Consider the following 16,937-nt stretch of genomic DNA (forward strand, 5'->3'; position numbering starts at 1 on the left):
GGAGGGCTTCGCATGGCCGGAATTCCGCACGACCATTACGAGCCGAAGACAGGCTTCGAGAAATGGCTCCACCGCCGCCTGCCGATCGTCAGCCTGGTCTATGACACGCTGATGATCCCCACCCCCAAGAACCTGAACTGGTGGTGGATCTGGGGCATCGTCCTGGCCTTCTGCCTGGTCCTTCAGATCGTCACCGGCATCGTGCTGGTGATGCATTACACGCCGCATGTCGACCTGGCCTTCGCCTCGGTCGAACATATCATGCGCAACGTGAACGGCGGCTACATGCTGCGCTATCTGCATGCGAACGGCGCCTCGCTGTTCTTCGCGGCCGTCTATATCCACATCTTCCGCGGCCTCTACTACGGCAGCTACAAGGCCCCGCGCGAGGTGACCTGGATCGTGGGGATGCTGATCTATCTGTGCATGATGGGCACCGCCTTCATGGGCTATGTGCTGCCCTGGGGCCAGATGTCCTTCTGGGGCGCTACCGTCATCACCGGCCTGTTCGGCGCCATTCCCGGCATCGGCAGCGCCATCCAGCAATGGCTGCTGGGCGGACCGGCCGTGGACAACGCCACGCTGAACCGCTTCTTCTCGCTGCACTATCTGCTGCCCTTCGTGATCGCGGCCCTGGTCGCCGTGCATATCTGGGCCTTCCACACCACCGGCAACAACAACCCCACCGGGGTCGAGGTGCGCCGGACCAGCAAGGAAGAGGCGCAGAAGGACACCCTGCCCTTCTGGCCCTATTTCGTGATGAAGGATCTGTTCGCCCTGGGCGTGGTGCTGATCGTGTTCTTCGCGGTCGTGGGCTTCATGCCGAACTATCTGGGCCACCCCGACAACTATATCGAGGCGAACCCGCTGGCGACGCCCGCCCATATCGTGCCGGAATGGTACTTCCTGCCCTTCTACGCCATTCTGCGCGCCTTCACGGCGGATGTCTGGATCGTGCAGATCGTCCAGTTCCTGTCCTTCGGCATCATCGACGCCAAGTTCTTCGGCGTGCTGGCGATGTTCGGCGCGATCCTGGTCATGGCGCTGGTGCCCTGGCTGGACACCTCGCGCGTGCGCTCGGGCCGCTATCGCCCGCAGTTCAAGTGGTGGTTCTGGCTGCTGGCCTTCGACTTCATGCTGCTGATGTGGTGCGGCGCGATGCCGGCCGAGGAACCCTATGCCTCGATCTCGCTGGTCGCCTCGGCCTATTGGTTCGCCTATTTCCTGATCATCCTGCCCCTGCTGGGCGTGATCGAGAAGCCCGAGCCGATGCCCGCCACGATCGAGGAAGACTACCTTGCGCATTACGATTCGCCCACGCGCATGGCCGAGTAAGGAGAGCCAGACAATGACCCTGAGAACCAAGACGCTCTCGGCTGTTGCGGTGCTGGCGATCTCTGCGGGGGGCTATGCCCTTGCGCAGGACGCGGCCACGCCCGCCCCGGTCCAGCAACCGACCGGGACGCAGCAGTCGTCCGAACCCTCTGCGATCCCTGCCCCCGCCGGGCAGGATGCGGCCCAAGCGCCCGCCGCGCCGGCGGAAGCCGGATCCGGGCAGTCCCCGACCGGGGAAACCGCGACCGCCCCCACGCAGTCGTCCGAGCCGACATCGACTCCGGCCCCGGCCGAGCAGACCCCGATGGAGGCGCCCGCCGCGCCGTCGGCCACCGCCGACACCGCAGCCGAGCCTGCCGAAGCGGCCCCCGCCGCCGAGGAACCCGCGGCCGAAGCTGCGCCCGCAGCCGAAGACCCCGCGGCTGACGAACCTGCCGTCGAAGAGGCCCCCGCCGCGGAAGAACCCGCAGCCGAAGCCCCCGCCGCCGACGCAGCTCCGGCCGAAGAACCTGCCGCCGAAACCGCCGCGCCGGAGGCCGCCGGTGAACCCGCAGCAGATGCCGTTCAGGTGACCGAGGGCGAGGAGGCCGCCGTTCCCGCCGAAACCACCGGCACCGTGGTGGCCGGGGAAGGCCATGACGACATCGAAGGCGCTGCCGGGGAAGAGCACGCCGCCGCCAGCCACGGCGCCCCGCATATCGAGGACATCTCGTTCAGCTTCGAAGGGCCGTTCGGGAAATACGACCAGTTCCAGCTTCAGCGCGGCTTGCAGGTCTATACCGAGGTCTGCGCGGCCTGCCACGGCATGAAGTTCGTGCCGATCCGCACGCTGCATGACGACGGCGGTCCCGGCCTGCCGGAAGATCAGGTCCGTGCCTATGCGGCGAACCTGACGCCGATCCTGGATCCCGAAACCGGAGAGGAGCGTCCGCGCCTGCCGACCGACCATTTCCCGACCGTGTCGGGCGATGGCATGGGCCCGGATCTGTCGCTGATGGCCAAGGCCCGCGCGGGCTTCCATGGTCCGCAGGGCACCGGCATCAACCAGTTCCTGCGCGGCATCGGCGGACCGGAATACATCCACGCCATCCTCACCAGCTATACCGGCGAGGAAGTGGAACAGGCCGGCAGCGTCTTCTATCAGAACACCGCCTTCGCCAGCGGCAACATCGCCATGCCGCCGCCGCTGTCGGACGACCTGGTGACCTACGAGGACGGCACTCCCGCGACGGTCGACCAGATGGCCCGCGACGTGTCGGCCTTCCTGATGTGGACCGCCGAACCCAAGCTGACCGACCGCAAGCAGGTCGGCCTGGTGTCGGTGCTGTTCCTGATCGTGCTGACCTCGCTGCTGTATCTGACCAACAAGCGGCTGTGGGCGCCCCACAAGGGCAAGCTGCACCGCAAGCAGTAACCCGCAGTTCAACGAACCGGACGCGCCCCCAGCGGGGCGCGTTTTTCATTGCGTGGGCGGGCTGGACAAGCCGCGCGCTTCCGGCAACATCGCACGAGGCAGCGGAGGGGCGGTCTTATGGCAATCTGGAACCTGGGGTCGATCAATATCGACCATGTCTATCGGCTGGACCACCTGCCGCGACCCGGAGAGACGCTGGCCGCGTCCCGCTATGTCCAGGGACTGGGCGGCAAGGGCGCGAACCAGTCGGTCGCCGCGGCCTGCGCGGGCGCCGACACCCATCACCTGGGCGCCATGGGTCAGGCTGACGACTGGGTCATCGACCGGCTGTCGCGGCGGGGCGTCGTCACCACCGACATCCTGCGGATGGCGGACCAGGCCACCGGCCATGCCATCATCCTGCTGGACGGGCAGGCCGAAAACGCCATCGTCATCCATCCCGGCGCCAACCGGGCGCTGACGCCCGCGATGCTGGCCGATCCGCTGTCCGAAATCGCGGCGGGCGATACGCTGCTGATCCAGAACGAGACCAGCTGCCAGGTCGAGGCCGCGCGCGCCGCCCGGCAGGCAGGCGCCCGCGTGATCTATTCCGCCGCGCCCTTCGACATCGCCGCCGTGCGGGCGATCCTGCCCCATGTCTCGATCCTGGCGATGAACGCGGGCGAGGCCGAGGCGCTGTTCGCCGCCATCCCCGGCGACCTGCCGGTCGAGGGCCTGCTGATCACCCGAGGCGGAGAGGGGGCGGAATATCGCGACCTGACCACCGGCACGGTTCATCGCCAAGCGGCCTTTCCCGTCGATCCGGTCGACACGACTGGGGCGGGCGATACCTTCGCGGGTTATTTTGCGGCCTCTCTGGATCGCGGCGAGGCGATTCCCCAGGCCCTGCGGCTGGCCTCGGCCGCAGCCGCGCTGAAGGTCACGCGGCACGGCGCGGGCGAGGCGATCCCGACCCGCGCCGAAGTGCTGGACTTCCTGGCCGCGCGGCCGGCAGATCAGCCCAGCGAATAGCCGGTGCCGCGCACGGTGCGGACCGGGTTGTTGCCGCCGTTCTGCATCAGCGCCTTGCGCAGGCGGCCCACATGCACGTCGATGGTGCGCGTATCCACATAGATGTCGCGGCCCCAGACCCTGTCCAGCAGTTGTTCGCGCGTCCAGACCCGGCCCGGCTTTTCCATCAACGTGGACAGCAGCCGGAACTCGGTCGGTCCCAGATGCAGCGCCTGGCCCGCGCGAAAGACGCGGTGTTCGGCGGCGTCCAGGATGATGTCGGCGAAGGACAGGCGTTCGCCCATGCTTGCCGGCCGGGTGCGGCGCAGTTGCGTGCGCAGCCGCGCCATCAGTTCGACCACGGAATAGGGTTTGACGACATAATCGTCGGCCCCGGTTTCCAGGCCCCTCACGCGGTCCGTTTCCTCGCTGCGCGCCGACAGCATGATGATCGGGATACTGCGGGTCGAGGGATCGGCCTTGACCTGGCGGCAGACCTCGATCCCCGAGACCTTGGGCAGCATCCAGTCCAGCACCATCAGGTCGGGCTGTTCTTCCTGGACCAGCAGCAGCGCGTCCTCGCCATTGTCGGCGACGACGACCTCGAACCCCTCGGCCTCGAGGTTGTATTGCAGAACCTCGCGCTGTGCGCATTCATCCTCGACCACCAGGACGCAGGGGGCTTGCCGTGCCATCGATCAGCCCCCGCTGGCCGCGTCCGTCTCGACGAACGGCACGCTGTTGTCCTTGGGGCGCGAATCGTCGGGCAATTCGCCGCTGACCAGATAGATCACCTGTTCGGCGATGGCGGTGGCCAGATCGCCCATGCGTTCGACGTTCTTGGCGATGAAATGCAGGTGCATGCAGGGGGTGATGTTGCGCGGATCCTCCATCATGTGGGTCAGGAATTCGCGGAACAGCGCGTTGTACATCTGGTCCACCTCAAGATCGCGCTGGCGCACGTCCTCGGCCAGTTGGGCGTCGCGGCGGATATAGCTGTCCAGCGCGTCCTGGACCATCTTGCCGACCGCCGTGCTCATCCGGCGCAGCGCCAGGCCCGCCCCTTCGATGGGCGGCATCTGCGACAGGACATGGGTGCGCTTGGCCATGTTCTTGGCATAGTCGCCGATCCGTTCCAGCGAATGCGAGATCTTCATCACCGCCAGGACCATGCGCAGGTCGGTGGCGGTCGGCGCGCGCAGGGCGATCAGCCGGGCGGCGTCCTCGTTCAGTTGCAGTTCAAGCGCGTCGATGGCCTTGTCGCGGCGGCGGACCTGTTCGGCCAGCTCCTCGTCGCGGGTCTCCAGGGCGGTTGCGGCGTCCTGGATCGCGGCCTCGACCATGCCGCCCATCTTGACGGCAAGGGCCTGGATGGTTTCCAGGTCGCGGTCGAAGGCCGACGAGATATGTTTTTCGCGGTTCATGGGTGCTGCCCTTCTGTTGCCTCAGCCGATCCGGCCCGAGATATAGGCCTCGGTCCGGCTGTCCTGCGGCTTGGTGAAGATGTCGTCGGTATCGCCGTATTCGACCAGGCTGCCCAGGTGGAAGAAGGCGGTCTTCTGGCTGACGCGGGCGGCCTGCTGCATCGAGTGGGTGACGATCACCACGGAAAACTGGCTGCGCAGTTCCTCGATCAGCTCCTCGACCTGGGCGGTGGCGATGGGGTCAAGGGCCGAACACGGCTCGTCCATCAGCAGAACCTCGGGGGACGTGGCGACGGCGCGGGCGATGCACAGGCGCTGCTGCTGGCCGCCGGACAGGCCGGTGCCGGGTTCGTGCAGGCGGTCCTTGACCTCGTTCCACAGGGCGGCGCCGCGCAGGGCCTTTTCGACGATGGCGTCCAGTTCCGCGCGGTTGCGCGACAGCCCGTGGATGCGCGGGCCGTAGGCCACGTTGTCATAGATCGACTTGGGGAACGGGTTCGGCTTCTGGAACACCATGCCGACCTTGGCGCGCAGCTGCACCGGATCGACGCGGCGGTCATAGACATCCTCGCCGTCCAGCAGGATCTGCCCCTCGACCCGCGCGATGGGGATCGTGTCGTTCATGCGGTTGATGCAGCGCAGGAAGGTCGATTTGCCGCAGCCCGACGGGCCGATGAAGGCGGTCACGGTCTTGTCCTGGATGTCCACGTCGACATCCTTCAGCGCGTGCTTTTCACCGTAATAGACCTGGACCTTACGGGCCGAGATCTTGATGTCTGTCTGGGTCACGGCGTTCTCCGCGCGGTTTATGTCGTACATCATAATGTCCTCTCTCGGTCCGATTACCAGCGGCGTTCGAACTTGCGGCGCAGCCAGATGGCCAGCAGGTTCATGCACAGCAGGAAGATCAGCAGCACGATGATCGCCCCCGATGCCCGTTCGATGAAGGCCGGATCCGACCGCTGCGTCCAGTTGTAGACCTGCACCGGCAGGGCGGATGCGGGATCCATCAGCCCGCCCGGCAGCCCGTCGGGGAAGTTGCGCACGAAGGCGACCATGCCGATCAGCAGCAGGGGCGCGGTCTCGCCCAGGGCCTGGGCCAGGCCGATGATCGTGCCGGTCAGGATGCCGGGCATCGCTAGCGGCAGGACGTGGTGGAACACCGACTGCATCTTCGACGCGCCGACGCCAAGGGCCGCGTCGCGGATCGACGGCGGCACCGCCTTCAGCGCCGCACGGGTCGAGATGATGATCGTGGGCAGGGTCATCAGCGTCAGCACCAGGCCGCCGACGATGGGCGCCGATTGCGGCAGGCCGACGAAGTTGATGAAGGCGGCCAGACCCAGGATCCCGAAGACGATGGAGGGCACCGCCGCCAGGTTCGAGATATTGACCTCGATGATGTCGGTCAGGCGGTTCTTGGGGGCGAATTCCTCAAGATAGATGCTGGCAGAGACGCCGATCGGCACCGCCAGCACCAGCACCACCAGCATCATGTAGAACGATCCCAGGATGGCGACGCCCACGCCGGCGGCTTCGGGACGCTGGTCCGAGGCGTCGGCATTGGTCAGGAAGTTCCAGTTGAAACGGGTGACCATCTCGCCCCGGTCGGCCAGTTCCTGCGCCAGCTGCAACTGCTGGGGCGAGGTGTTGCTGTCGCGCGCGGCGCTGTCCATGGTGACGCGGCCCTTGAAGAAGCCGTCGATGCGGCCCCCCACCAGCACGTCAAATTCGACGGTCTGGCCGACCAAGTCGGGATCGGCCAGCACCCGGTTGCGGACCTGGGCCGAGGCCTCCTTGGAAATCAGGCTGTCGATGTCCTTTTCGGTCAGCCCCTCGATCTGGATGCCGTGGCGGGCGACCGTCGCCTCGACCGCCGCGTCCAGCACCCGGCCATAGGACAGGGTCAGCACCTTGGCCATCTCGGCCGGATCGCGGTTGCCCTTGGGGTCCAGGACGGCGGCGTCCAGGGTGACGGGAATGTTCAGGTAGGTCTGGCGGAAGGCGCCCGCACCGCCCGACAGGATCGTCGCCAGCAGCACCACAAGCGCCAGCATGGAGATGGCGATGGCGGCGACCCCGTATCCGCGGAAGCGGCTTTCGGCGGCATTGCGGCGGCGGGTGCGGGCATCCTGGGCCAGCAGCGATCCGGTGCGGCGCTCGGGCGCGGCGGCGGGCTGGGAAAGCGGCATGTCGGTCATTCGTACTGCTCGCGATATTTGCGCACGATGTAGAGCGCGACCACGTTGAGGCCGAGGGTGATGACGAACAGCGTCAGACCCAGGGCAAAGGCCACCAGCGTCTCGGGCGAGTTGAAGTCGCTGTCGCCGGTCAGCTGGCTGACGATCTTGACGGTGATCGTCGTCATCGCCTCAAGCGGATTGAGGCTCATCTGGGCGCTCGCGCCGGCGCCCAGGACCACGATCATCGTCTCGCCGATGGCGCGGGACGCGGCCAGCAGGACCGCGCCGACGATGCCCGGAAGGGCCGCGGGCAGCACCACCTGGCGCACGGTTTCCGACGGCGTGGACCCCAGGCCCAGGGCGCCGTCGCGCAGGCTTTGCGGCACGGCGTTGATGATGTCGTCGGACAGCGAACTGACGAAGGGGATCAGCATGACGCCCATCACCAGCCCCGCCGTCAGCACCGACGATCCCGAATTGCCCAGGCCCAGCGGTTGTGCGAAATAATCGCGCAGCAGCGGCCCCACGGTGATCAGGGCGAACAGGCCATAAACGATGGTCGGGATCCCGGCCAGCACCTCGATCGCGGGCTTGGCGATGCTGCGGACCCGGCGGGTGGCGTATTCCGACATGTAGATCGCCGCGAACAGCCCGATGGGGACCGAAACCAGCAGCGCGATGAAGCTGATATACAGCGTGCCCCACAGCAGCGGCACGATGCCCAGTTGCGAATTGCCCTGGAAGCGCGGCGTCCATTCGGTGCCGAAGAAGAAGGTTTTCCAGTCGTAAAGCTGGAAGAAGCGCCCGGTCTCGAAGACCAGCGACAGCACGATCCCCGCCGTGGTGACGATGGCGATCAGCGAACACAGCATCAGCAGGCCCAGCACCATCCGTTCGACCGCGTTGCGGGCCTGGAACTGCTGGCCGACGCGCATCACGCCCCAGGCCAGCCCGGCCACGGCGGCGGCCAGCGCCACCAGCCCGGCCACCGGACCGGCGCTATCGGACAGCACCCCCGCCATGCGCAGGATCGAGGCGACGGCCAGCACCGCCAGCGGCGGCAGCAGCGCGGTCAGCGCGACGCTGTAGCCGTGATAGGTCGGACGGCTGTGCAGCTTGCGGACATCCGGGCCGGCCGTCGCGAAGGCGCGGCTGCGGCCAATGACATAGCCGGCGGCGGCCAGCAGGAAACTTGCGAAAACGGCCCATGACAGCGGCATTCGGGCGATCCTTCATGAGGAACGGGAAGGACGGGCGGCGCGGATCGCCCGCGCCGCCCGCCTGGGCGTCATTGCATGGTGGTTTCGTTGGCGACGGCTTCCTGGGTCGCGGCCAGTTCCGGGTCCGACACCAGGCCGTATTCGGCCAGCGGGCCGTCGGGACCGGCCACCTCGTCCGAGACGAAGAATTCCACGAAGTCCTTCAGGCCGTCGATCTGGCCGATATGGGCCTTCTTCACATAGAAGAACAGCGGGCGCGACACCGGGTATTCGCCCGAGGCGATGCTTTCGGTCGACGGCGTGACGCCGCTGATCGTGCCGACCTTCAGCTTGTCGGTGTTGTTTTCATAGAAGGACAGGCCGAACACGCCGATGCCATTGGGCGAGCTTTCGATGCGGGCCAGCGTTTCCGTGTAATCGCCGTCGATGTCCACAGCCTTGCCGTCGGTGCGCAGCGTGGTGCAGGCTTCCTCGGCCGCGTCCTCGTCCATGCCCGAGGCCTTGAAGGCTTCCAGCGCGCCCGATTCCTCGCAGCCCGCCGCGATCACCTTTTCCTCGAAGACTTCACGGGTGCCGTGCTTGGTGCCGGGGATGAAGGCCAGGATTTCCTGCTGGGGCAGATCCGGGTTCACCTGGTCCCAGGTGGTGTTCGGGTTGTCGACGACCTGGCCGTCCTTGACCACCTTGGCGGACAGGGCGTTGAACCAGTCGGCGGGGGTATAGGCGAAATCCGGGCCGCTGGCGGAATTGGCGAAGACGATCCCGTCATAGCCGATGCGGACTTCCATGATGTCGGTCACGCCGTTGGCGGTGCAGGTCTCGCGTTCCTTGTCGCGGATCGGGCGGCTGGCATTGGCGATGTCGACGGTGTTTTCGCCGACGCCCTCGCAGAATTTCTGCAAGCCGCCGCCGGTGCCGCCGGATTCCACGACCGGGACCGGGAAGCCGGCGTTCTCGCCGAACAGTTCGGCAACGATGGTGGAATAGGGCAGGACGGTGGACGACCCCGACACCTGGATCTGATCGCGGGCGGCAGCGGCAGTGGCCGAGGCGGCGATCACGGCCAGGGCCGAGACGGTGAATTTCACGGTGGACATGGATCTCTCCTGTTACTTCACGCCCAGAGTGGGGCTGTGCGTGACCTAAGCGCCACAGGTGACGCTTGTGCGAAAGAAACATGACAGTCGTGTGACAAGACGCGGATTCATGGCGATTCCGCGCCGAAATTGTGACAATCAGCCGATCCGGCCGCGCGCGCCGCCGGTCTGGGCGCGGTCCATCAGCAGGTGGTCCAGAATCACGCAGGCCGCCATGGCCTCGGCCACGGGCACCGCGCGGATGCCCACGCAGGGGTCGTGGCGGCCCTTGGTGATCAGGTCGATGTCGCGCCCCTGACGGTCGATGGTGCGGCGCGGCGTGGTGATCGAGCTGGTCGGCTTGACCGAGAACCGCACCACGATCGGCTGTCCGGTGCTGATGCCGCCCAGGATGCCGCCCGCGTGGTTCGACAGATAGATCGGCCCGTCGTTGCCCATGCGGATCTCGTCGGCGTTGTCGGTGCCGGTCAGGGCGGCGGCGGCCATTCCCTCGCCGATCTCGACGCCCTTCACGGCGTTGATCGACATCATCGCGGCGGCCAGGTCGGTGTCGAGTTTCGCATAGACCGGCGCGCCCAGGCCGGGCGGGCAGCCCTCGACCAGCACCTCGATGGCGGCGCCGACGCTGTTCTGGTCCTTGCGGATGGCGTCCAGATAATCGGACCATTGGCCGACCGCCGTCGCGTCGGGCAGGAAGAACGGGTTGTCGCCGATGGCGCGCGCATCGAAGCGCGCCCGGTCCAGATGCAGCGCGCCCATCTGCACCATATATCCGGTGATCCGCAGGTCGGGCAGCAGATCGCGCAGCACCGCCTGGGCCACGCCCCCTGCCGCGACCCGCGCCGCCGTTTCGCGGGCCGATGACCGCCCGCCGCCGCGATAGTCGCGATGGCCGTATTTCAGGTGATAGGTGATGTCGGCATGGCCGGGGCGGAAGGCCTGGGCGATCTCTCCATAATCCTTGGACCGCTGGTCGGTATTTTCGATCATCAGTTGCACGGGCGTGCCGGTGGTGCGGCCTTCGAAGACGCCCGACAGAATGCGCACCTGATCGGCCTCGCGCCGTTGCGTCGTGTGCTTGCTGGTGCCAGGGCGGCGGCGGTCCAGGAAGGCTTGGATGAACGCTTCGTCCAGGGTCACGCCGGGGGGGACGCCATCGACGGTCGCGCCCAGGGCAGGGCCGTGGCTTTCGCCCCAGGTGGTGAACCGGAATTCGCGGCCGAAGGTGTTGTAGCTCATGCGGTCTCTCCGGTCATGGCCTTGAGTTCATAGATCAGATCCAGCGCCTCGCGCGGGGTCAGGGCGTCGGGATGAATGTCCTTCATCCGCGCGTCCAGCGGGCTGTCCTTGGTCCTGGCGGGCGCAGGGGCGGGCGGCACGGCGCGGAACAAGGGCAGGTCGTCGATCAGCGCCGCGGGGCGGGCCGCGCCCTCTCGTTCCCCGGATTCAAGCGCGTCCAGAACCTGCCGTGCCCGATCCACCACGGATGCGGGCAACCCCGCCAGTCGCGCGACCTGCACACCATAGCTGCGGTCGGCGGCGCCCTTCCTGACCTCGTGCAGGAAGATCACCTCGCCCTCCCATTCGCGCACGGCGACGGTGGCGTTGTCCACCCCGTCCAGCTTGGCCGACAGGGCCGTCATCTCGTGGTAATGGGTGGCGAACAGCGCGCGGCAGCGGTTCGCCTCGTGCAGATGCTCCATCACCGCCCAGGCGATGGACAACCCGTCCCAGGTGGCGGTGCCGCGCCCGATCTCGTCCAGGATCACCAAAGCGCGATCGTCGGCCTGGTTCAGGATGGCGGCAGTCTCGACCATTTCCACCATGAAGGTGGACCGGCCCCGCGCCAGATCGTCGGCGGCGCCCACACGGCTGAACAACTGGCTGACCAGCCCGATATGGGCGCGGCGGGCGGGCACGAAGGCCCCCGCCTGCGCCAGCACCGCGATCAGCGCGTTCTGGCGCAGGAAGGTGGATTTCCCGGCCATGTTCGGCCCGGTCAGCAGCCAGATCGCCGGGGTATCCCCTTCGGTCAGGGCGCAGTCGTTGGCGACGAAGCTTTCAGCCTTGCGCTTCAAGGCGCGTTCCACGACCGGGTGACGGCCCCCCTCGATCACGAAGGCGCGGCTGTCATCCACGACGGGCCGCGTCCAGCCCTCGCCCGTGGCGATGTCGGCGAAGGCGGCGGCCAGGTCGATTTCCGCCAGCACCCGCGCCGCCTGGCCGATCTGCGGCGCACGGTCCAGCACCGCCACGCGCAGGCGGTCGAAGATGCCCCGCTCGATCTCCAAGGCGCGGTCGCGGGCATTGAGGATCCGGGTTTCCAGTTCCGACAGATCCACCGTCGTGAAGCGGATCTGGTTGGCGGTGGTCTGGCGGTGGATGAAGGTCGCGTTCAGCGGCGGGGCCATCATCCGTTCCGCATGGGTGGTCGTCGTCTCGATGAAATAACCCAGCACGTTGTTATGCTTGATCTTCAGGCTGGGCACCCCGGCCAGCGCGGCATAATCGGCCTGCATCCCGGCGATGACCCCGCGCCCCTCGTCGCGCAGCCGCCGGGTCTGGTCCAGGTCGTCTTCGTAACCCGCCGCCACAAAGCCGCCATCGCGCGCCAACAAGGGCGGTTCCGCCACAAGCGCATCGTCCAGCAGCCGGATCAGATCATCGTGCCCGATCAGGTCGCGCGCGGCATCCGCCAGAACCGACGCCGCATCGCCGGGCAGGCGCGCGGCAATCGCCGCGCCCTGCGACAGCCCCGCCCGGATCGCCGCCAGATCGCGCGGCCCGCCCCGGTCCAGCGCCAGACGCGACAAGGCCCGGTCCATGTCGGGAACACGCGCCAACGCGTCCCGCAGATCCGCCATCAGGCGCGGATCGTCGGTCAGCATCGCCACCGCATCCTGCCGCGCATGGATCAGCGGCAGGTCGCGGCTGGGCGCGCTGATGCGCCGCTCCAGCAGCCGCGCGCCCGGCGCCGTCACCGTCCGGTCGATGGCCGACAGCAGCGACCCCTCTCGCCCCCCGGACAGCGCCTGCGTCAGTTCCAGATTGCGCCGGGTCGCCGCGTCGATCTGCATCGCGCCGCCCGCGCGTTCCCGCACCGGCGGGCGCAGCAGCGGCAGTTTGCCCTTCTGCGTCAGGTCCAGATAATCGACGATGGCCCCCATCGCCGACAGTTCCGCGCGGGTAAAGCTGCCGAACCCGTCCAGCGTGTCCACGCCATAAAGCGCGCAAAGCCGCCGCGCCCCCGCCGCGCTGTCGAAGGCGGAGGCGTGCAGGTCGGTCAGCGCCGCCCCGGCATCCGCCGCCAGGTCGTCCAGGCCGGACCCGTCGCAGGCCAGCAACTCTCGCGGGGCCAACCGGGCCAGTTCCGGGGCCAGGCGCGGCAGCGGGCAATCCATCACCTGAAAGACACCCGTGGAAATATCCACCCAGGCCAGCGCGCATTCGTCGCGAACCTGCGCGAAGGCCGCCAGATAGTTGTGCCGCCGCGCCTCCAGCAGGGATTCCTCGGTCAGGGTGCCGGGGGTGACAAGGCGCACCACGTCGCGGGCCACGACCGACTTGGACCCGCGCTTCTTCGCCTCGGCCGGATCCTCCATCTGCTCGGCGATGGCCACGCGGAATCCCTTGCGGATCAGCGTCAGAAGATAGCTTTCGGCCGCATGGACCGGCACACCGCACATCGGGATCGGTTCGCCCAGATGCGTGCCGCGTTTCGTCAGCGCGATGTCCAGCGCGGCCGAGGCCGCGATGGCGTCGTCGAAGAACATCTCGTAGAAATCGCCCATCCGATAGAACAGCAGCGCGCCGGGATTGGCATCCCGGATCGCCAGGTATTGCGCCATCATCGGGGTGGGCTGGTCGGTCATGTCCTTGGTCATGCCGGTGTTTCTAGCCGCTTGCGCGGGCGCGCGAAATCCCTACATTCAATGCCACCTCGGGGGGCCTGTCCTGGCTGAGACGCGCAAGCGGACCCGTTGAACCTGATCCGGCTAACACCGGCGGAGGGAAGGTGCGCTGTCCTTTCTTTCGAAACCCTTCGTGAAAGGAGGCAGCGATGAAACTTCCCCTGCTTTTGGCCGCCCTGGCCGCGACCCCCGCCATGGCCCAGGACAAGCCCGTCCTGACCGTCTATGCGGGCGAATCCATCACCAGCGAATGGGGCCCCGGCCCCAAGATCGAGGAAGGGTTCGAGGCCTTCTGCGACTGCGACCTGCGCTTCGTGACCGGGGATGAACTGTCCCGCGTCCTGATGGAGGGCGAGCGGACCGAGGCCGATATCCTCTTCGGCCTGAACACCGACGTGACCGCCCGCGCCCGCGCATCGGGCCTGTTCGCGCCGCATGGGCAGGACACGTCCGACCTGTCGCTGCCCGTTGCGTGGACCGATCCGATCTTCCTGCCCTACAACTGGGGCGAGACCGCCTTCATCTATGACGAAACCCGGCTGGAAAACCCGCCCGCCAGTTTCGCCGACCTGCTGGACGCGCCTGACGATCTGAAGATCGTCATTCAGGATCCGCGCTCCTCGGTCTCGGGGCTGGCGCTGCTGCTGTGGGTCAAGGCGGTTTATGGCGATGACGCGCCCGAGGCCTGGGCGAAGCTGGCCCCCAAGGCGCTGACCGTGACCAAGGGCTGGTCGGAATCCTATGGCATGTTCACGGAAGGAGAGGCCGACATGGTCCTGTCCTATACCACCTCGCCCGCCTATCACATCGCCTCGGAAAACGACACGACCAAGAAGGCCGCGATCTTCCCCGAGGGTCATTACTTCATGGCCGAACTGGCCGCGCAGATCCGCACCACCGACCAGCCGGAACTGGCGCAGCGATTCATGGACTGGATCCTGACGCCGGAATTCCAGGCGATGATCCCGCTGGCCAACTGGTCGCTGCCCGCCAAGCTGCCGCAGGACCAGTGGCCGCAGGTGATGCGCGACCTGCCGCGCCCGGACAAGACCCTGTTCTATACCGAGGACGAGGCCGAGGCCGCGCGCGGTCCCGCGCTGGACGAATGGCTGCGGGCCTTCGCGGGCTGACCGCGCCCGAGGCCGGGGGCGCCGTCGCCGCCACCGGCCTTGCCCTGCTGGTCGGCGGCACCCTGGCCGCTGTGGCCTGGGCCGCGCAGGGGCTGGGCGGGCTTGGCCCCTGGGACTGGCGCGCGGTCTGGTTCACGATCTGGCAGGCCGCGTTGTCGGCCACGCTGTCGGCGGTCTGCGCAATTCCGGTTGCCCGCGCCCTGGCGCGGCGGCGCTTTCCGGGGCGGGGGATCCTGGTCACGCTGCTGGGCGCGCCCTTCATCCTGCCGGTGATCGTGGCGATCATGGGACTGATCGCGGTCTTCGGGCGCAGCGGCGCGGTAAACGACGCCCTGCGCCTGCTGGGCCTGCCCGAGGTCAGCATCTATGGCTGGCAGGGCGTGATCCTGGCGCATGTCTTCTTCAACCTGCCCTTGTCGGTGCGGCTGATCCTGCAAGGCTGGCAGGCGATCCCGGCCGAACGGTTCCGCCTGGCCGAAGGCCTGGGTTTCGGCCCCCGCGACGTGGCCCGGCACCTGGAGCGCCCGATGCTGCGGGCCGTGCTGCCCGGCGTGTGGCTGGCGGTGTTCCTGGTCTGCCTGACCAGCTTCACCGTGGCCCTGGCGCTTGGCGGCGGGCCGCGCGCCACCACGGTGGAACTGGCGATCTATCAGGCCTTCCGCTTCGACTTCGATCTGGGCCGGGCGGCCAGCCTGGGGCTGATCCAGGTCGTCCTCTGCGTGGCGGCGATGGGCCTGGCCCGCTGGATCGCGATCCCGGCAGCGTTCGGGGCAGGGCTGGACGCGGCCCACCGCCCCGCCGCGCCCGGCGGCTGGCGGCGAGGGAGCGATGCGCTTGTGATCACAGCGGCGGCGGGCTTTCTGATCTGGCCGATGGCGGCGGTCACGGCGCGCGGGCTGCCCCGCATCCCCGCCCTGCCGCCCGAGGTGTGGGAGGCTACGCTGCGATCGGTCGTGATGGCGTTGATCTCGGCCCTGCTGGCCCTGATCCTGTCGCTGCTGCTGGCCTTGTCGCTGGCGCGCGGGCGGCTGCGCTGGATCGAGACGGCGGGAATGCTGCCGCTGATCGCCTCGCCCCTGGTGCTGGGGACCGGGCTGTTCATCCTGCTGCGCCCCTGGGTCGCGCCGCAGGCGATGGCGCTGCCGGTGACGGTCGGGGTCAATGCGATCATGGCCCTGCCCTTCGGCCTGCGCGCGCTGATCCCGGCGGCGCGGACACTGCATGGCGATTACGGGCGGCTGGCCGATTCGTTGGATCTGCGCGGGCTGGCACGGCTGCGGCTGCTGACGGTGCCGCGTCTTGCCCGTCCGCTGGGCTTCGCGGGCGGGCTGGCGGCGGCGCTGGCGATGGGCGACCTGGGTGTGATCACACTGTTCGCCGCCGACCGGCCGACGCTGCCCTTGCAGCTGTTCCAGTTGATGAATTCCTATCGCATGGACGACGCGGCGGCTTGCGCGGTGCTGCTGATGGCGATCAGCTTCGGCCTGTTCTGGATCTTCGACAAGGGGGGCCGCCTTGCTTGAATTCGACGCCATCCGCGTGACGCGCGGCGCCTTTGCCCTGTCCGCCGATCTGTCGGTGGACCAGGGCGCGCGGGTTGCAGTGATCGGCCCGTCAGGGTCCGGCAAATCCACGCTGCTGTCGCTGGTCGGCGGGTTCCTGGCGCCGGATCGCGGGCGGATCCGGCTGGACGGGCAGGACATCACCGCCCTGCCGCCGGGGCGGCGCCCGGTGTCGATGCTGTTCCAGGACCAGAACCTGTTCCCGCATCTGACGGTGGCGCAGAACGTCGGCCTGGGCCTGCGCCCCGACCTGCGCCTGTCCGAACCGCAGCGCTGCCGCGTGGCGCAGGTTCTGGCCGAGGTCGGGCTGGAGGGGACCGAGGGTCGCCGCCCCGCCGACCTGTCGGGCGGCCAGCAAAGCCGCGTGGCCCTGGCCCGCGTGCTGCTGCGGGCGCGCCCGGTCCTGCTGCTGGACGAGGCCTTCGCGGCCCTTGGCCCGGCATTGAAGGCCGAGATGCTGGCCCTGCTGGGGCGCATCGCCGACCAGACCAGGGCCACGGTGCTGATGGTGACGCATGATCCAGGCGACGCGCGCCGCTTCGCCCCGCAGACGATCCTGGTCGAGGGCGGCGTGGCCCATCCCCCGGTCGCGACCGGCCCGCTGCTGGACGACCCGCCGCCGGGGCTGAGAGCTTATCTGGGGTGAACGACCGCAGGTGGCGAAGGCCCTG

Annotated in this window: 14 protein-coding genes and 1 riboswitch; of the genes, 6 read left to right on the plus strand and 8 right to left on the minus strand. The window is 68.0% G+C overall.

Going from position 1 to position 16,937, the window contains the following annotated elements:
- Positions 1-12 precede the first annotated feature (12 nt).
- The 3 genes from petB (at position 13) to PARHAE_RS07300 (ending at position 3,760) form a co-directional block, all read left to right on the plus strand.
- A complete protein-coding gene (gene petB, locus PARHAE_RS07290) occupies positions 13-1,335 on the plus strand; it encodes a cytochrome b (RefSeq protein WP_126153951.1) in 1,323 nt (440 codons plus the stop codon).
- Between the two features lie 13 nt (positions 1,336-1,348).
- Positions 1,349-2,749, plus strand: coding sequence for a cytochrome c1 (locus PARHAE_RS21980; protein ID WP_126153952.1), 1,401 nt, complete (start codon positions 1,349-1,351; stop codon positions 2,747-2,749).
- A gap of 117 nt (positions 2,750-2,866) precedes the next feature.
- A complete protein-coding gene (locus tag PARHAE_RS07300) occupies positions 2,867-3,760 on the plus strand; it encodes a ribokinase (RefSeq protein ID WP_126153953.1) in 894 nt (297 codons plus the stop codon).
- Here the strand turns inward: PARHAE_RS07300 and phoB are convergent.
- From phoB to mutS, 8 genes are all read right to left on the minus strand, one after another.
- Complete coding sequence (gene phoB, locus PARHAE_RS07305) at positions 3,745-4,434, minus strand: phosphate regulon transcriptional regulator PhoB (protein WP_126153954.1); 690 nt, start codon at positions 4,432-4,434, stop codon at positions 3,745-3,747. The genes PARHAE_RS07300 and phoB overlap by 16 nt on opposite strands.
- A 3-nt stretch (positions 4,435-4,437) precedes the next feature.
- Positions 4,438-5,163 (minus strand): phosphate signaling complex protein PhoU, encoded by a 726-nt coding sequence (gene phoU, locus PARHAE_RS07310; protein WP_126153955.1) that lies wholly within the window; start codon positions 5,161-5,163, stop codon positions 4,438-4,440.
- A gap of 21 nt (positions 5,164-5,184) precedes the next feature.
- Positions 5,185-5,982: a phosphate ABC transporter ATP-binding protein PstB gene (gene pstB, locus PARHAE_RS07315; protein ID WP_126154084.1), complete on the minus strand. Its 798-nt coding sequence runs from the start codon at positions 5,980-5,982 to the stop codon at positions 5,185-5,187.
- Between the two features lie 23 nt (positions 5,983-6,005).
- The gene (gene pstA, locus PARHAE_RS07320) at positions 6,006-7,364 is read right to left on the minus strand and encodes a phosphate ABC transporter permease PstA (RefSeq protein WP_126153956.1); all 1,359 of its coding nucleotides are present in this window, start codon (positions 7,362-7,364) and stop codon (positions 6,006-6,008) included.
- A complete protein-coding gene (gene pstC, locus PARHAE_RS07325; protein ID WP_126153957.1) occupies positions 7,361-8,566 on the minus strand; it encodes a phosphate ABC transporter permease subunit PstC in 1,206 nt (401 codons plus the stop codon). The genes pstA and pstC overlap by 4 nt, the downstream gene beginning before the upstream one ends.
- Before the next feature lie 68 nt (positions 8,567-8,634).
- On the minus strand, positions 8,635-9,663 hold the full coding sequence (locus PARHAE_RS07330; protein ID WP_126153958.1) for a substrate-binding domain-containing protein: 1,029 nt from the start codon (positions 9,661-9,663) through the stop codon (positions 8,635-8,637).
- Between the two features lie 138 nt (positions 9,664-9,801).
- On the minus strand, positions 9,802-10,902 hold the full coding sequence (aroC, locus tag PARHAE_RS07335; protein WP_126153959.1) for a chorismate synthase: 1,101 nt from the start codon (positions 10,900-10,902) through the stop codon (positions 9,802-9,804).
- A complete protein-coding gene (mutS, locus tag PARHAE_RS07340) occupies positions 10,899-13,535 on the minus strand; it encodes a DNA mismatch repair protein MutS (RefSeq protein ID WP_126153960.1) in 2,637 nt (878 codons plus the stop codon). Before mutS ends, aroC begins: the two co-directional genes overlap by 4 nt.
- Positions 13,536-13,594: 59 nt before the next feature.
- Positions 13,595-13,693, plus strand: a riboswitch (TPP riboswitch).
- 30 nt (positions 13,694-13,723) lie between these two features.
- On the opposite strand from mutS, the gene PARHAE_RS07345 reads away from it, so the two are divergent.
- Genes PARHAE_RS07345 through thiQ form a run of 3 tightly spaced genes read left to right on the plus strand, consistent with a single transcriptional unit; the run spans position 13,724 to position 16,912 of the window.
- On the plus strand, positions 13,724-14,704 hold the full coding sequence (locus tag PARHAE_RS07345) for a thiamine ABC transporter substrate-binding protein (RefSeq protein WP_126153961.1): 981 nt from the start codon (positions 13,724-13,726) through the stop codon (positions 14,702-14,704).
- Positions 14,680-16,227 (plus strand): thiamine/thiamine pyrophosphate ABC transporter permease ThiP, encoded by a 1,548-nt coding sequence (locus tag PARHAE_RS07350; RefSeq protein ID WP_126153962.1) that lies wholly within the window; start codon positions 14,680-14,682, stop codon positions 16,225-16,227. The genes PARHAE_RS07345 and PARHAE_RS07350 overlap by 25 nt, the downstream gene beginning before the upstream one ends.
- On the plus strand, positions 16,220-16,912 hold the full coding sequence (thiQ, locus tag PARHAE_RS07355) for a thiamine ABC transporter ATP-binding protein (protein ID WP_126153963.1): 693 nt from the start codon (positions 16,220-16,222) through the stop codon (positions 16,910-16,912). The genes PARHAE_RS07350 and thiQ overlap by 8 nt, the downstream gene beginning before the upstream one ends.
- Positions 16,913-16,937: the final 25 nt, after the last annotated feature.

Source organism: Paracoccus haematequi (assembly GCF_900631945.1).
Taxonomy (GTDB): domain Bacteria; phylum Pseudomonadota; class Alphaproteobacteria; order Rhodobacterales; family Rhodobacteraceae; genus Paracoccus; species Paracoccus haematequi_A.

Excerpts from the sequence above, each read along its gene's own strand:
- PARHAE_RS07330 (WP_126153958.1), bottom strand. The coding sequence starts at position 9,663 with ATGTCCACCGTGAAATTCACCGTCTCGGCCCTGGCCGTGATCGCCGCC.
- pstA (WP_126153956.1), bottom strand. The coding sequence starts at position 7,364 with ATGACCGACATGCCGCTTTCCCAGCCCGCCGCCGCGCCCGAGCGCCGC.
- petB (WP_126153951.1), top strand. The coding sequence starts at position 13 with ATGGCCGGAATTCCGCACGACCATTACGAGCCGAAGACAGGCTTCGAG.
- pstC (WP_126153957.1), bottom strand. The coding sequence starts at position 8,566 with ATGCCGCTGTCATGGGCCGTTTTCGCAAGTTTCCTGCTGGCCGCCGCC.
- phoB (WP_126153954.1), bottom strand. The coding sequence starts at position 4,434 with ATGGCACGGCAAGCCCCCTGCGTCCTGGTGGTCGAGGATGAATGCGCA.
- PARHAE_RS21980 (WP_126153952.1), top strand. The coding sequence starts at position 1,349 with ATGACCCTGAGAACCAAGACGCTCTCGGCTGTTGCGGTGCTGGCGATC.
- aroC (WP_126153959.1), bottom strand. The coding sequence starts at position 10,902 with ATGAGCTACAACACCTTCGGCCGCGAATTCCGGTTCACCACCTGGGGC.
- PARHAE_RS07300 (WP_126153953.1), top strand. The coding sequence starts at position 2,867 with ATGGCAATCTGGAACCTGGGGTCGATCAATATCGACCATGTCTATCGG.
- pstB (WP_126154084.1), bottom strand. The coding sequence starts at position 5,982 with ATGTACGACATAAACCGCGCGGAGAACGCCGTGACCCAGACAGACATC.
- PARHAE_RS07350 (WP_126153962.1), top strand. The coding sequence starts at position 14,680 with ATGGCTGCGGGCCTTCGCGGGCTGACCGCGCCCGAGGCCGGGGGCGCC.
- mutS (WP_126153960.1), bottom strand. The coding sequence starts at position 13,535 with ATGACCGACCAGCCCACCCCGATGATGGCGCAATACCTGGCGATCCGG.
- phoU (WP_126153955.1), bottom strand. The coding sequence starts at position 5,163 with ATGAACCGCGAAAAACATATCTCGTCGGCCTTCGACCGCGACCTGGAA.
- PARHAE_RS07345 (WP_126153961.1), top strand. The coding sequence starts at position 13,724 with ATGAAACTTCCCCTGCTTTTGGCCGCCCTGGCCGCGACCCCCGCCATG.